We start from the raw sequence: 14,966 nt of genomic DNA on the forward strand, positions 1-14,966 counted from the left end.
GGCGCGCCCCAGGGCGGCGGGCCGCACCACGGTGGCGCCCAGCAGTGGCCGCAGCCGGCGGGCGGCCAGGGCGAGCCCGAGTACTTCGGCGGCGGCCCCGGCGGTCCGGGTGGCCCCGGTGGTCATGGGGGCGGCCCCGGCGGACCGGCGCCCCACGATCCGTACGCCGCCAACAACCCCGGCCACACCCAGGCGTTCTCCCTGGGTGAGGACCCGTACACCAGCGGCGACACCTACCGCGCGGGCCAGGCCCCCGCGGGCCCCATCGGCCCGAAGCTGCACTGGAAGGAACTGCTGCGCGGCATCGTGTTCCGCCCGGCCCCGACCTTCCTCCAGATGCGGGACTACGCGATGTGGGCCCCGGCCGCCCTCGTCACGTTCCTCTACGGCCTGCTCGCCGTCTTCGGCTTCGACGAGGCCCGCGAGGACGTGCTGAACGCCACGCTGTCCACGGCGATCCCCTACGTCCTCACGACCGGCGTCGCGATCACCATCAGCGCGTTCATCCTCGGCATCGTCACGCACTCGCTGGCCCGCCAGTTCGGCGGCGACGGCGCCTGGCAGCCGACGGTCGGCCTCTCCATGCTGATCATGTCCATCACGGACGCCCCGCGCGTGATCGTCGCCCTGTTCCTCGGCGGCGGCAACAGCTTCGTCCAGCTCCTCGGCTGGGCCACCTGGCTGGCCGCGGGCGCCCTGCTCACCCTCATGGTGAGCAAGTCGCACGACCTGCCGTGGCCGCGGGCGCTCGGCGCGTCGGCGATCCAGCTCCTGGCGATCCTGTCGATCATCAAACTGGGTACGTTCTGACGCTGACGTACGTCCGTACGTCCCCGTTCGCGAGAAGGGCCCCGGCGAGCACATGCTCACCGGGGCCCTTCCACATGAACGCCCGTGTCCAGGCGGGTCTCAGGCGTCGAGCACCTGCCCCTGCCGCCGCACGACGGGCGGCTCGACGCTCCACGGGAAGTTGATCCACTCGTCGGTGCGCTTCCACACGTACTCGCACTTCACGAGCGAGTGGGACTTCTCATAGATGACGGCGGACCGGACCTCGGCGACGGCGTCGAGGCAGAAGTCATGAACGAGCTTCAGCGTCTTCCCGGTGTCGGCGACATCATCGGTGATGAGCACCTTCTTGTCGGAGAAGTCGATGGCGTTGGGCACGGGCGCGAGCATGACGGGCATGTCCAGCGTGGTCCCCACCCCCGTATAGAACTCGACGTTCACCAGGTGGATGTTCTTGCAGTCGAGCGCGTACGCCAGCCCACCGGCGACGAACACGCCGCCCCGGGCGATGCTGAGCACTATGTCGGGCTCGTAGCCGTCGTCGGCGATGGTCTGCGCCAGCTCGCGTATGGCGGCGCCGAACTTCTCGTAGGAAAGATTCTCGCGAACGTCACTCATGGCAGGGGTCACACCTGGGTCCGATGGAAATTGAGGAAGGAGCGGGAGGCGGTGGGGCCGCGCTGGTTCTGGTAGCGCGAGCCGTACCGCTCGGACCCGTAGGGGGACTCGGCGGCGGAGCTGAGCCGGAACATGCAGAGCTGCCCGATCTTCATTCCCGGCCACAGCTTGATGGGCAGCGTCGCGAGGTTGGACAGCTCCAGGGTCACGTGCCCGCTGAAGCCCGGGTCGATGAACCCGGCCGTGGAGTGGGTGACGAGCCCGAGCCGCCCGAGGCTGGACTTGCCCTCGAGCCTGCTGGCGAGATCGTCGGGCAGCGTGATGACCTCGTACGTCGAGGCGAGCACGAACTCGCCGGGGTGCAGGATGAACGGTTCGTCGCCCTCCGGCTCGACGAGCCGGGTCAGATCCGCCTGCTCCACCGATGGGTCGATATGCGGGTACCGGTGGTTCTCGAACACCCGGAAGTAGCGGTCGAGCCGCACGTCGATGCTCGACGGCTGCACCATGGATTCGTCATACGGATCGATCCGCACCCGCCCGGCGTCGATCTCGGCCCGGATGTCCTTGTCTGAGAGAAGCACGCACCGAGGATACGCAGAGCGCGCGGGACCGCCCCAATCGGACAGTCCCGCGCGCCTCGCTGCTTCTTGCCTCTGCTCCGCCCGCTACCGCTTCTGCAACTCCACCGGCACCGCGTGCCGGAGCCGCGCGCAGCGGGGACACCGGATGAGCCGGCCGGGACCGAGCCGGTCGGCCTGCTGCATCGGGAACGAAGCGGTGCTGAACACGTGCCCCTCGGCACAACGGACGACGGTGCGCTCCATCAAGTCCTCGAGTCCCTTCCCCAGAGCCGTTTGCGAGAGCCGTAAGCCGTGCGGGAGCCGTGTTCCCGTACAGGAGCCGGGTCCGGCGCTGCCGGACGGCCAACGGCGAAAGCCACATTACGGGATGAAAGGGACGCCACTCCAGGCGGCACTCCGCCCGCCTCGTCCCCCTCCCCGGGGGCCCCACCGTACGCCCCAACTCCCTTCGCCCGCAGTCACGCAGACCCCACACAGCGCAGCCGGGCCCCGGGGCGGCGGCGCCCGGGGCCTGGGATGGGGTAGAGTGTGCGACGGTACGAAACCGGTTCAACCGGTGTATCGCGCGGGTGTAGTTTAATGGTAGAACATCAGCTTCCCAAGCTGAGAGCGCGAGTTCGATTCTCGTCACCCGCTCTTCTTCAAGCCTCAGGTCAACGACCTGAGGCTTTTGCTTTGCCGAGGGCTCAACCACCCGGCCCGACAATCTGGTTCACCATCACTCCGCCCGGAGCCATGGCGCATCCGTGGCATACGCGGGCACGATGAAACGACAGAACTGAGCCGAGGTGAGGCAATGTCCGCCACCGTGCGCGCCAACAGGTACCAGGGCCCCTGCGCCCAGTGCGGCGAGACAGTGGCCGTCGACGCAGGCGTGTCCTTGCAGAGTCAGTGGGGGTACCGGGTGACGTATCACCCGGCGCACGCCCCTGAGACGGACTCTGCAGGAGTGACGTCGGACGCCTCGGCGATGCGGTCGAACCAGCGGGAAGAACAGTGCCCGGTCTGCGGCGCCGACGTTCCGGCGGGGGACGGGGTGCTGGTGCGCAGTCGCTTCGTTACGCCCCCTCATGGCCGTGGACATCGCGACGACGGGGAACCGGTACTGCGTCGACCGCATCATCGGCGCTGCGGTGCACGTCACTGACGGGCCCGCTCAGTCATGGCTGCTCGACCCCGGTCCAGGCCCACTGTCCGTCGCACCGCCCAAGCGTCATGGCATCACCCTGCAGTCTGCACGCGCCCATGGAGTGCCGGCCGCCCAAGCCTTGGAGGAGCTCGCGACCCTCCTCGCTCACCACTTGACGGCCAAGGAACCCTTGGTCGCATGGCACGCCCCGTTCGTTCTCACCACCATTGAGGCCGAACTGCGGCGGCACGGACTCGCGACGGTGTCGGATCGTGCCCCCCACGGCCTGGTCCCGATCTGCGATCCACTCGTCCTGGACCGCCACGCCGACCCGTTCCGCTCCGGCGGGCGGGCCCTTGAAACCGTTGCCGAGTGGTACGGCATTCCGCACGACTCCGCCGGCGATGCGTCCTCCGATGCCGAGACAGCACTCGTACTCGCGCGGATCATCGGCTCCTGCTTCCCGCCCGTGGGCCGGCTCTCCCGTCCGGCACTCCACCGCGAGCAGGTCTCCTGGCACGAAACCTACGTACGGGACGCCGAGGCATGGAGGCCGGGCAGGCACAGGGACCCGCACTGGCCCCTCTCCCCCGTGGAGGTCCTCCCCTGGACGGATCACGGTCCCGGACAGCTCTCTGCGAGCTGAGCAGGGTGGGATATCATTGATGGCATCGATGATATCTGCGGAGGTGCAGTCGATGAGCCGGACCGTGATCGACCTCGATGACCAACTGGTGGCGGACGTGGCCAAGGCCCTCGGCACCAGCACCAAGAAGGAAACGGTCAACACCGCTCTGCGCGAAGTGCTCGAGAACCGGCGCCGAGCGCTGGCGCTCACCCGCCTGCGTGCCGCGTCGGAAGAGGGCGCCTTCGACCTGGGCCTCTTCGAGGACAAGGGGAACTACCGTCGGTGAACGCCGCGCAATTCCTCATCGATACCAGCGCGCTCGCCCGCCTGCTGCGCGGCGACGCCGAGCAGTACGGATGGGACCAGGCGGCAGCGGCCGGACTCATCGCCACCTGCCCCATCACCGAGCTGGAGTTCTTCTACAGCGCCCGCACCGCCGCCGACCGCGCCCAAGGCATCGAGGACATGCGCCTGCTCTTCGGCTGGGTACCAGTCGACGATCGGGCCTACGACCGCGCCTGGCGGGTCCAGGAAAGCCTCACCCAGCGCGGTCAGCACCGCAGTGCCGGTGCCGTCGACCTCGTGGTGGCCGCCACGGCCGAGCTGCAGGGGCTGACCCTCCTGCACCGCGACCGGGACTTCGAGTGCATCGCCGCCGTCACCGGCCAGGCACTCCAGTGGTACGGCCCAGAAGCCGGTAAGTGAGGTCGGCGCGCGCCAAGACAGGGTCGCGGCCCTCGAACGCGGTGTCTGCGTCAACTCTCCTCGCTCAACACCCAGTTCAGGTGGCTCAACAGCAGTGCACAGAGGTACCCCCGTCCTGACGTGAGGCCGATGTGCCCGTAGGCTCCCCCGCGCCGGGGCACGGCGCCCCGAGCCGTCGCGTTGCTTCGTAGATCTTCGGTCGTTGAACCCTCGTGCGGTGAGCGATGCCCAAGAGGCGTATGGGGGCAGGGATCGACAGCGCTGCCGGCGGTGGCCTCCCGTGGGCAGGTGAAGGGAGAACCCCCATGCGCATGACCGATATCCAGCGCTGCGAGATCCGCCCGGGGCGGCTCGTGGAATGGACGCTCCACCCCACCACGGTGACGGCGGCGACGGCGCTGCCGGACGATTCCCGCCCACCCGCGTATGTACAGGAGTCACACATCCGTACGGCGCGCACGGTGCGCCGGGACGGGCTGTTCGTGCCGACCTGGCTCGGGACGGCCTTCGACATGCCGGGGCCCGTCGACCTCGACGTGCTGCAGGAGGCGCTGCGGGCCTGGACGCTCCGGCACGAGACGCTGCGCAGCGGCTTCCGGTGGGCGGGCGACGAGATGCGGCGCTTCACGCTGGCCGCGGACGATGTCGCGCTGGACCGCAAGGACGTGGGCGAGTTCGCGGACGCGGCGACGCTGACCCGGTATCTGCAGGATCGGTTCGACATCGCCGCCGACGCGCTGACCTGGCCCAACTTCCTCTTCACCGCCGTCGTCAGGGACGACGGCACCAGCGTCTACATGGCGTTCGACCACAGCAACGTGGACTCGTACTCCATCTACCGCATCACCGACGAGATCCACGAGCTGTACGCGGCCGGGCTCGAGGGACGTACCGTGGCGGCGGCGCCCGTCGCCAGCTACATCGACTTCTGCGCGAGCGAGCGCACGGACGCCGACCGCATCGACGACACGCACGACATCGTCGGCCGCTGGCGGGAGTTCATCCACCTGTGCGACGGGAAGCTGCCGAACTTCCCCGTCGACCTCGGCCTCGACCCCGAAGGGCCGCTGCCCGAACAGAAGTTCCTGCACGAGATGCTCGTGGGCGACGCCGAGGCGGCCGCCTTCGAGGCGCACTGCCGACCGTACGGCGGCAGCCTCGTCGGCATCATCGCCGCCGTCGCCCTCGCGGCCCGCGAGATCAGCGGCCTCGACGTGTACCGCACGGTCGTGCCCTTCCACACCCGCGTCAAGTCCCGGTGGGCCGACTCGGTGGGCTGGTACGTGGGCGGCGCGCCGATCGAGATCCCCGTGGCCCTGGCGCCCGACTTCGACAGCGTGCTGCGCATGGTCCGCGCCGCGCTGCGCGAGGCCCGGCCGCTGTCGCGGATGCCCATCGCCCGCGTACTCGCCCTCCTGGGCAGCGATTTCCGGCCCACCTCGCCCGACCTGTACTCGATCGTCTCGTACGTCGACTCCCGCGGCATCAACGGCTCCGAGCGCTGGCAGGAGCTGAACGCCTACGGGCTGATCCGGGTGTCGTACGGCGACCAGGTGTGCGCGTGGGTCACCCGGCTCCACGAGGGTCTGCAGTTCGCCTGCCGTTACCCGGACACGGATGTGGCGTACAAGAACATGCGGGTGTGCATGGAGCTGCTGCGCGAGCGGATCGTCGGGGTGGGGCGGATCGACGCTCTTCCGGGGCAGGCCGGCGCGGTGTTGGAGAGCCGGGTGCCGGGCCGGGTGCCCGGTCAGCAGGTGGTGCGGTAGGGCAGGTCCGGCAGATACGTCCGCCACTGCTCACGGGACAGGCCCGCACCCCCCGTGCGGTCGCACACGGCGGCCACCAGGCGGTCCGGGTCCAGCGCGTACTTCTGCGACGGGACACGGGTACCGCCCGCGTACAGCGTCGAGCCGTCGGCGCTGAAGGCCAGGGCCGTGATCGTGTCGCCGGGCGTGGGCAGGGGCGAGCCGAGGGGTCTGCTGGACGGCACGTCCCACAGCTGGACGGTGCCGGAGTGGGTGGCGACGGCGAGCGTGTCGTTGTCCGGGGAGAAGGCGAGCGCGCTGACGAAGTCGTCGGCGGCCGGGGGCGCGGCGTCGGCGGCCGCCGCGGTCAGCACGGTGCGGCGCGTGTGGCCGGCGCCGTCCCAGACGGTCACCCTGCCGTACGCGTCACCGGCCGCCAGGTACTGCCCGCCGGGGCTGAACGCCAGCTCGCTCGTCAGGGTGTCGCTCAGCGACTTGCCGACGGTCTTCCCCGAGCGGAGGTCGGCGATCGCCTTCCAGGAGGCCAGCCTGGCCGAGTCGCGTCGTACCGCGAGTCCCTCGCCGGAGATGCCGGACAGTGTCCTGATCTTCCTGGGCCGGCCCGGCCGGCCGCCGGAATCCAGGTCCCACACCTCGGTGGTCTCGCGCATCGTGGTGCGGGCCACGAACAGGCGGCCGCCGTCGGCGCTGAGCGCGAGGCCGTCCATGCCGGTCATGCCGATCTCGTCGTCGGCGCGTACGTCGACCACCGCGTGCTCCCGGCGGGCCCGTACGTCCCAGACGGTGATCCGCTCCCGGCCCGACGCGCCGGCGCCGCCCATCGGTCGTGCCCGCCCGTACGCGAAGTACGCGCCGTCGGCGCTGAAGGCCATGAGGTCGGTGCAGTCCTCCGGCTGCTGCGGCGCGGCACTCACCTCGGCGGAACCGTCGGCGGGCCCTTCGGAGAGCCCGTCGGCGGGCCCCTCGGCCGACCACTCGGAGGATTCCTCGGCCGACTCCGGTTCCGTTCCGGGCGGGCCGTCGGACGCGGAAGGTTCCTCGGCGGCCCTGGGGCAGGGCTCGACCGGCGGCTTGAAGACGGTGCGGCCGCTGCGGGTGTCGACCAGGCGGAGGTCCTTGGGGGCGTCCGCGTGGCGTACGACGGCCTGGGTGCGGCCGTCCGGAGCCAACTGCCCCTCGGAGAAGTACTCCTCGCGCCATGCCGCGCCGATCGCGGACCGCACGCTCAGCGAGTGCACGACCGTCCTCGACTCGTTGAAATAGCGGACGGCGCCCGCGTCGAGATCGAGGGCGAAGCCCAGGGACTCGCTGCCGACGGTGGCGTGGCGGAAGACCGGCCCGTCCGGCGCGGCGAGGCGCCACAGCGCGATCCCGTCCGGCGTGGACGCCGCGACGAACCTGCCGTCCGCGCTGAACCGGACGTCCTCCAGGCCGCTGCTCACCACCCGTGGCGCCTGCCTGCCGGTGCGCAGGTCCCAGCGGCTGATCTCACGGTCGGTGACGCGTGCCAGGTGTCGGCTGTCGGGGGTGAAGACGAACGACGCGCCGTCGCAGTCGAGCCGCTTCTTGTTCCTGGCGAGCCAGGGGCTGGTGAGCCGGGTGCGGCGGGCGATGTCCCAGAGCTCCATGGGGCCTTCCTCGCCGCACCTGGCCAGCCGGCGGTTGTCCGCGCTCAGCGCCACGGTCTCGGTCTTCTCGGGATGCAGCTGCCTCATGGTCAGCAGGGCGCGGCCACCGCGTACGTCGAAGAGCTTGGTGGACGCGTCGTCCTCGTCGGCCAGGCCCCACTCCTCCAACGCCACCCGCTTGCCGTCGGCCGAGAAGACGATGCTCTCCGGCACGGCCGCGGGCAGGCGGCCGATCACGCGTCCGGCGTGGACGTCCCACATCACCGTGCGGTCGGTCTGCTGCACGGCGAGGCGCCGGCCGTCCGGGCTCACCTTGACCTCCGGCCCGTCCGCGAGCAGTTTGCCGAGCCCCGGATACGACCGTGCCGCGGGGCGGCTCCCGCGCAGGTCCCAGGTGCGCACGCGCTTCGCGCCCACCGCCACCAGCGTCCGCCCGTCGGCGGTCAACTCGCTGGCCAGGGCGTCGGATTCGGCGCCGGGGCGGGTGAAGGCCGACAGTTCGCCCTGGGCCATGGCGCCCACGAGCGCCGAGCGGGTCTCCGTGGACTCCGCGAGGCGCCAGGCGGCGACGCTCAGCCGCATCGCGGTGACCGGGTCGTGGTCGCGCATGGTGGCGGCGGCCGCGGCGATGCGGCGGGCCTCCGCCTCCACGTGCCGGCGCTCGCTCGTGCGGCTCTCCCGCCACGCCATCGCGCCCGCCACCACCGAGAGCACCACCAGCACGGCGAGCGCGCCGGTCAGCGCGTGCCGCCGGCGCCGGGCGCGGGTGCGGGCGTGGCGGCTCGCGGTGAGGAAGTCCCGCTCAAGGCCGGTCAGGTCGGCGGTCCCGCCGCCCGAGTCCGTGAAGTGTTCCTCCGCGCCGGTCAGCCGCGTCCCCCGGTACAACGCGCCGCGGTCGTGGTCCAGTTCCCGCCAGGTGTGTGCCGCCTCCGTCAGGTGGCGGTGGGCGCGCAGCCGGTCGCGGTGGGCGTCCACCCAGGCGCCGAGCCGGGGCCAGGACGTGATCAGCGCCTCGTGGGCGAGGTCCACGGTGTCGTCGTCGAGGGTGATGAGGCGCGCCCCGGCCAGCTGGTCCACCACGGCGTCGACCTCGTCGCGATCGCCGAAGTCCAGCTCCGCGCGCCGGATCGGACGCCGGGTGTCCTGTGCGCCCTCGCCGGGGGCGATCAGCCGCAGCAGGATCAGGCGCGCCAGTTCCTTGCGGGCGTCCGAGAGGTGCGTGTGGACGTCCTCCGCGGTGCGGGCGATGGCGCCGTGCAGGCCCCCGGTGGCCTCGTATGTCTCCAGAGTCAGCGTCCGGCCTCGTCTTCGCCGCCAGGTCTCGCGCAGCGCGTGGGAGAGGAGGGGGAGGGCGCCCGGTTCGCTGCCGGCCTCCCGCACGAGCCGCGCGGTCAGCTCGCGTTCCACGATGAGGCCCGCGGCCTGGGCGGGCTTCACGACGGCCTGCCGCAGTTCGGCCGCCGACATCGCGGTGACCAGGAGGCTGGCGTCGGACAACGTGTCGGCCAGGGCGCGGTGTTCGGCACAGCGGCTGTAGAAGTCGGCGCGCACCCCGAGCACGACGCGCAGCCGGCTCTCGGGGCTCCGCGCGGCGAGCAGCGCGTCGATGAAGTCGGCCCGCTCCCGCGGATCGCGGCACAGCGTGAAGACCTCCTCGAACTGGTCCACGATCAGCCAGGTGTCGCCGTCCCGTTCGGCGGGCGTGAACACCCGGGTGTGCGTACGCGAAGGGTGTTCGCCCGGTGTGAGGATCCGGATGGCGGCGGGGCGGACGGCCGCGTCGTCCGTGCGGCGCAGGCGGGGTATGAGGCCCGCGCGCAGGAGGGAGGACTTGCCGCTGCCGGAGGGGCCGAAGACCACGGTGAAGCGGCGCTCGGTCACCCGCCGCAGCAGGTCGTCGGTCAGCCGTTCCCGGCCGAAGAACAGGCCCTCGTCGTCGGGCTCGTAGCGCGCGAGGCCCCGGTACGGCGACCGCGCCGCGTCCCCCTCGGCGTCGGCGGCCGGCTCGTCGGCGAGCTCCCGCGCCGCCTCGTGCCGGCGGCGCTCCCACTCCTGCGGGTCGGCCCCGCACGCCTCGGCGTACGCGCGTACCACCGCGAGCGACGGCAGTTTCTCGCCCGCGGCCGCCTGCGACAGGGCCGTCACCGAGTAGGCGGCCCGCTGCGCCATCGCCCGATATGACGGAGTTCCGGCCTCCTGCCGCAGCTTGCGCAGCTCCACCGCGAACCGGGCCACCGGCCCGTCCGTCGGATCGAGCGGCTTCTCCCGACGCCCCACCCTGGCCCCCCGCCCCCGTATCCCCGTATCCCCATATCCCCGTGCTCGGCCGTGTGTCCCGGCGCTCAGCCGGGCCAAACCTATGAGCCGTCGCCCCTCCCGGCAAGGAATACGCGGGCCCGGGCGGGGCGCGGACGCGGTGGCGCGGTCCGCCGGGCGGACGCCTCCGGAATTGTTCACCCGCACGGGAACGGGGTGCTGAAAAACGCCCGGCGCTGTGGACTCTTCGTCGTCGGCCCGGCCGCGGCCCGCCTCTGCGCGGACCGGGCGGGCCATCGATCCGCGGGTTTCCCAGACCTCCTCGCGGGGGTCGGCCCGCGACGGGGAGGGATGAGAAATGTCTGCGACCACGCATCGGGGAACCCGCCTGCGCAGGGCGGTCACGGGTCTCGGCGTCACCGGCGCGTTCGCGGGGCTCGTGCTCAGCGGCGCGCCGTCCGCCGCGGCGGCGCCCGCGGCCCAGGACGAGGCGAGTACGCGCTCCGCGAGCGCGGCGCCCCTGGGTTTCCACGGCACGTCCGCCAGCAGCAAGGCCAGGATCAGCGGGACGTACCAGTACTGGCGCGCGGGCACGGGCGGGGGCCGCGCGCTCTACGACGGCAAGTTCTCGGGTGCCACGGCGCAGGACCGCGTGGCGGGCGACGGCTACGAGGCCGTCCTCGCGCTCAAGTACGACGAGTTCGTCGGCGGCGGCTGGCGGACCGTGAAGAACCGGGTGGCCGTGGTCAACGGCACCAAGTCGTGGGGGTTCAAGAACAAGGCGAACGTGACCGCGTACGCCTGTGACCGCAAGGTCGGCACGTCGAGGCTGCTGAACTGCCGCGCCTGGAAGTTCTGAGCCGGGCTCTCACCGGGGCGGCGCGTGGGCCCTCGCCGGACGGGGGTCGGCGGAGGCCCACGCACCGCGGGCGACGGGGACGTCGGGTTCAGTCCCACGCCCCCGAGAGGCGACGCGCCACCACCGAGCTGAGGACCCGCACACCGTGCGTCGACGCCGGGGCGAAGCCCGTGAGTTCGCGAACGCGACGGAGCCGGTAGTCCAGGGTGCGGGGGTGGACGTTGAGGGCCGCCGCCGCGTTCGCGCGGTTCATGTCGTGGCGGTAGTACGCGTCGAGCGTGGCCAGGAGGTCAGGGCCGGGGGCGAGCCGGCGGGCCACCGTGCGCAGCCAGTCGTCGGCCGACGGGGAGTCGGACACGGCGAGTTCGACGAAGACGTCCGCCAGGGTGTGCGGGCCCGCCCACGCGGGTGCCCGCCGCAGCGGGGCTGACCTGCTGATCCGCCGGGCCCGGTCGAGGGCGTCGGCCAGCTCGGCCCGCGGCCCGGCGGCCGTCCCGGCGGCGCAGGGGCGGCCGAGGACGGCGGCGAAGTCCCGTACGAGGTCGGACACGAGGTCGGGCACATCAGGCGCATCAGGCACATCCGGCACGCCAGACACGTCGGACACGGCGCCACCCACGGCAGCAGCCCCGGAGCGCGGCGGCCGCACGGGAGCCACCGGTACCAGCGCGGTCAACTCGCCGTCCCCGCCCGGCGGACACGGGTCCGGACACCACACCACCGGCACCTGATACGTCTTCGCCAGGGCCTCGGCCTCGCCCTCCAGGTCGCCCTCGCCGGCCGGGCCGCGATCCGGCACCCGGATCACCGTCACCGCGTACCACTCGGGCATCTCCATGCCCACGCCCCGGGCGAGTTCCGCCGCGACGGGGTCCCCGGCGAGCAGCGACCTGGCGAGCAGGGCGACCTGCTCCCCGTACGGCAGCCGGCGCCGCAGCCCCGTCGCGAATCCCGCGCAGTAGGCGCCGATGCCGCGTTCGCCCTGCGGGGCGAACCAGCCCATCATCCGCAGGAGTTCGTCCGCGCCGCCGCCGCGCTGGGCGTCGGTCGCCTCGTTGATCTCGCGCAGCATGAGGGCGGTGTGCAGGCGCAGGACCCGCTGCCGTGATTCCGGGGACATGCCCGTACCGGCCCGCGACTCGCCCATCGAGGCGATGAAGCCGAGGTCCGCCTCCGTCAACTCGTCGCTGCCCGGGGAGAGTTCGATCGTGCGGCGGCGCAGCCACACGGCGTACTCCAGCGCCTCGGCCCTGGCCCTGGGGTTCGCGTCCAGACGTCCGAACTCCGGGATCTCGCGTGCGTACGTCTCCACCTCCCGGCGGGCACTGGCCGACGCCCGTCGGGCCAGCTCCGCGAAGAGGCTGCCCATGGGCGGGAGCATGCCATTCCGGCCGAATGGAGCGACAGGCGAAATCCGGACGGGGTTTATCACGTCGCGTGAATCGATGAAGCATTCACCGGCGCCGCATTTGTCATGGTGCGCAAAGTTTCCGGACCGAGGCGCCGCCGTCGCGCGAACCTGTTGTCGGGGCCGGGGCCGCGTGGGACTAATGCAAGGGCATGCATGCGACGGACGTAATTCTCCAGGGAGGGAAAGTCTGATGCGAGCGGAAAACAGAAAGAGAATCGGGGCGGCGGTCGCGGTCGTGTCCGTGTCGGCGGCGCTCCTGGTGACGGCGCCGGGCACCGGCTCGGCCGCGCCGTCATCCGCCCCGGCGGCCGCGGCCGAGCCCGAAGCCGTCCCCAGCCTGCGCGCCTACGGCATCACCGGTGACGGCACCCTGATGGCCACCTTCACCACCGACCGGCCGACGGTGCTCGACTGGGTCAGGGCCGTCACCGGTCTCTCCGGCGACCAGAAATTGGTCGGGATCGATTACCGGCCCCAGGACGGCCTGATGTACGGCGTCGGCGACAAGGGCGGGATTTATACGATCAAAACCCCGCCGGCCACCTCGGATGTGGTCGTCACCAAGGTTTCCCAGCTGCAAGTCGCGCTGTACGGGACGAACTTCGACATCGACTTCAATCCGGCCGCCGACCGGCTCCGCCTGCTCAGCGACAACGGCCAGAATCTGCGGCACAACCTCCACGACGACACCACGATCGAGGACGCCACCCTGACCACTCCGCCCGCCACCGGCCCGGCCCGCGGCGTCACCGCGGCCGCCTACACGAACAACGACCTGAACGCGGCCACCGTGACCTCGCTGTTCAACGTCAACACCACCACCGACCAGGTCGTCATCCAGGCACCGGCCAACAACGGCACCCTCTCCCCGACCGGTTCGCTCGGCTTCGACGCGGGCGCCAACGCCGGCCTGGACATCTTCAGCACCCTGGCCAACGGCAAGACGAAGGACAACACCGCCTTCGCCTCGCTCACCCCGTACGGCGCGAGCACGCCGTCCCTCTACACCGTCAACCTGCTGACCGGCGAGCCCACCGCCGTCGGCCAGTTCCCCCTGAACATCACGGACCTGGCCCTCACCCTCACCGGCAGCTGAGCCCGCCCCCGAGCACCCGCACGCCACGCAGACGCCATGGAACTTCGGGAAGGGGGAAGGCGTTGGCAGGTAGACCCGCTGCGTCTGTGCGGGTGACCGGAACGACATGGGCAGAAGCCGAGGTGGCACGAATGGCGATGTGGGATCGGATCAAGGACCAGGCCAAGGGTCTGCAACAGGCACAGGGATCGCGGGGCTCCAGCGGGCACGGGCATTCGGGTCCGGGGTCCTCCAAGGGGTCGAAGGCCCAGCTCGTGGGCATGCTCAAGACCCAGCTCACGTCCCTCAAGACGGAGCTGAAGAGCGGGTCCTACCGGGACGCCAGCATGGCGATGTGCGCCCTGGTGGCGGCCGCCGACGGGAACGTCGACCCGGCCGAGCGCCAGCACGTGGAGTCCCTGATCCTGCAGAACGACGTCCTGCAGAACTTCCCGCCCGAGCAGCTGCGCCAGCGGTTCAACAAGCACGTCGACCAGCTCGCGTTCAACTTCCAGCAGGGCAAGGCCGAGGTCATGCAGGAGATCGCCAAGGCGGCGAAGAAGCCGACGGAGGCGCGGGCCGTCGTGCAGACCGGCTTCGTCGTCGCCGGAGCCGACGGGTACGTGGCGCCGGCCGAGGAGCAGGTGCTGCGCGAGGCGTGCGCGGCCCTTGGCGTGTCCCCGCAGGAGTTCGGCCTCTGAGCACAGGAGTTCGGCGCACAATATCTGTCGTCGCGGCATGAGAAATTGAACCAAGGCGCGATGAAGGTTCCTTGCACGACAGTCGGCGTAATTTAACTTAACGCGCCCCGGCGATCGCGCCGTGCTACTGTCGAGGGGAGTTGCAGTTGTGGTTCCCAAAAAGGTTGTTCTCTTCCGACGGGGTAATCATCACGCGACACGGAGCCCGCACAGGGTGGGCTCCGAGCACCGCCCCGAAGGAGAAAAAAAATGGCTGCTGGCACCGTGAAGTGGTTCAACGCGGAAAAGGGCTTCGGCTTCATCGAGCAGGACGGCGGCGGCCCCGACGTCTTCGCCCACTACTCGAACATCGCCACCCAGGGCTTCCGTGAGCTGCTCGAGGGCCAGAAGGTGACCTTCGACATCGCGCAGGGCCAGAAGGGCCCGACGGCCGAGAACATCGTTCCCGCCTGACGCGGCAATCTTTCACGACTGCGCAGTTGCCACACTCGTGGCCTCGTAGTCTGAATACTTCGCAGCTGGGGCCCGCACCTTGGGGTGCGGGCCCCAGCTCGCTGCGTTCAGGAAGTCCCACCGCGGACCACCTGAGCGCATTTCGCGGGAACAGCCGAATTTCGTACGGCCCCGCACCACCCCGGCTCGTTCTTGCAATTCTCTGCGCTGTTCACCTTCTGCGGGAATTCCTTGGTACGTGCCATGTCAAGGAAGGTTCCCCGTGAACCGCACACGCACAAATGACCGCTATGCCCGCACGCGTGGGGCCGGGAGTTCCGCCTCCGGCAGGGGCGGCCGCCGCTTCGGCGCCCCGGCCGCC

The 14,966-nt window shown here is 71.1% G+C and carries 13 protein-coding genes and 1 tRNA gene; 10 read left to right on the forward strand and 4 right to left on the reverse strand.

The features are described from left to right. Positions 1 to 810, forward strand: an 810-nt coding sequence (locus STRAU_RS10675; protein ID WP_052029038.1) for a Yip1 family protein, incomplete at its 5' end; no start/stop codon positions are given. A 99-nt stretch (positions 811 to 909) separates the two neighbouring features. Here the strand turns inward: STRAU_RS10675 and STRAU_RS10680 are convergent. Together STRAU_RS10680 and dcd are read right to left on the reverse strand one after the other, a co-directional pair. Beyond that, positions 910 to 1,407, reverse strand: a complete 498-nt coding sequence (locus STRAU_RS10680) for a phosphoribosyltransferase (protein WP_037658597.1) — start codon at positions 1,405 to 1,407, stop codon at positions 910 to 912. Between the two features lie 8 nt (positions 1,408 to 1,415). Continuing rightward, the gene (gene dcd, locus STRAU_RS10685) at positions 1,416 to 1,991 is read right to left on the reverse strand and encodes a dCTP deaminase (RefSeq protein WP_016640299.1); all 576 of its coding nucleotides are present in this window, start codon (positions 1,989 to 1,991) and stop codon (positions 1,416 to 1,418) included. Between the two features lie 565 nt (positions 1,992 to 2,556). Between dcd and STRAU_RS10690 the strand changes: the two genes are divergently transcribed. The 5 genes from STRAU_RS10690 to STRAU_RS10710 all read left to right on the forward strand — a co-directional run bounded on the left by STRAU_RS10690 (position 2,557) and on the right by STRAU_RS10710 (position 6,222). Then, a tRNA-Gly gene (locus tag STRAU_RS10690) sits at positions 2,557 to 2,627 on the forward strand. A 683-nt stretch (positions 2,628 to 3,310) separates the two neighbouring features. Then, on the forward strand, positions 3,311 to 3,766 hold the full coding sequence (locus STRAU_RS42350; RefSeq protein ID WP_158692056.1) for a 3'-5' exonuclease family protein: 456 nt from the start codon (positions 3,311 to 3,313) through the stop codon (positions 3,764 to 3,766). A gap of 52 nt (positions 3,767 to 3,818) precedes the next feature. Then, the gene (locus STRAU_RS10700) at positions 3,819 to 4,034 is read left to right on the forward strand and encodes a type II toxin-antitoxin system VapB family antitoxin (protein ID WP_037658598.1); all 216 of its coding nucleotides are present in this window, start codon (positions 3,819 to 3,821) and stop codon (positions 4,032 to 4,034) included. After that, a complete protein-coding gene (locus STRAU_RS10705; protein WP_016640303.1) occupies positions 4,031 to 4,453 on the forward strand; it encodes a PIN domain nuclease in 423 nt (140 codons plus the stop codon). Before STRAU_RS10700 ends, STRAU_RS10705 begins: the two co-directional genes overlap by 4 nt. Before the next feature lie 305 nt (positions 4,454 to 4,758). Continuing rightward, on the forward strand, positions 4,759 to 6,222 hold the full coding sequence (locus tag STRAU_RS10710) for a condensation domain-containing protein (protein WP_016640304.1): 1,464 nt from the start codon (positions 4,759 to 4,761) through the stop codon (positions 6,220 to 6,222). On the opposite strand, the gene STRAU_RS10715 is transcribed toward STRAU_RS10710, so the two are convergent. Beyond that, the gene (locus STRAU_RS10715; protein ID WP_016640305.1) at positions 6,204 to 10,127 is read right to left on the reverse strand and encodes an nSTAND1 domain-containing NTPase; all 3,924 of its coding nucleotides are present in this window, start codon (positions 10,125 to 10,127) and stop codon (positions 6,204 to 6,206) included. The genes STRAU_RS10710 and STRAU_RS10715 overlap by 19 nt on opposite strands. Before the next feature lie 337 nt (positions 10,128 to 10,464). Between STRAU_RS10715 and STRAU_RS10720 the strand changes: the two genes are divergently transcribed. Continuing rightward, positions 10,465 to 10,965 carry a hypothetical protein gene (locus STRAU_RS10720; RefSeq protein ID WP_016640306.1) on the forward strand — a complete coding sequence of 167 codons (501 nt, stop codon included), beginning with the start codon at positions 10,465 to 10,467 and terminating at the stop codon, positions 10,963 to 10,965. Positions 10,966 to 11,053: 88 nt separating this feature from the next. On the opposite strand, the gene STRAU_RS10725 is transcribed toward STRAU_RS10720, so the two are convergent. Next, the gene (locus STRAU_RS10725; protein ID WP_016640307.1) at positions 11,054 to 12,334 is read right to left on the reverse strand and encodes a helix-turn-helix domain-containing protein; all 1,281 of its coding nucleotides are present in this window, start codon (positions 12,332 to 12,334) and stop codon (positions 11,054 to 11,056) included. Between the two features lie 232 nt (positions 12,335 to 12,566). On the opposite strand from STRAU_RS10725, the gene STRAU_RS10730 reads away from it, so the two are divergent. From STRAU_RS10730 to STRAU_RS10740, 3 genes are all read left to right on the forward strand, one after another. Next, on the forward strand, positions 12,567 to 13,472 hold the full coding sequence (locus tag STRAU_RS10730; RefSeq protein ID WP_037658602.1) for a DUF4394 domain-containing protein: 906 nt from the start codon (positions 12,567 to 12,569) through the stop codon (positions 13,470 to 13,472). Positions 13,473 to 13,603: 131 nt separating this feature from the next. After that, positions 13,604 to 14,152 (forward strand): tellurite resistance TerB family protein, encoded by a 549-nt coding sequence (locus STRAU_RS10735; RefSeq protein WP_016640309.1) that lies wholly within the window; start codon positions 13,604 to 13,606, stop codon positions 14,150 to 14,152. 249 nt (positions 14,153 to 14,401) lie between these two features. Next, positions 14,402 to 14,605 carry a cold-shock protein gene (locus STRAU_RS10740; RefSeq protein WP_030362120.1) on the forward strand — a complete coding sequence of 68 codons (204 nt, stop codon included), beginning with the start codon at positions 14,402 to 14,404 and terminating at the stop codon, positions 14,603 to 14,605. Positions 14,606 to 14,966: the final 361 nt, after the last annotated feature.

This window comes from Streptomyces aurantiacus JA 4570 (genome assembly GCF_000414115.1).
Taxonomy (GTDB): Bacteria; Actinomycetota; Actinomycetes; order Streptomycetales; family Streptomycetaceae; genus Streptomyces; species Streptomyces aurantiacus_A.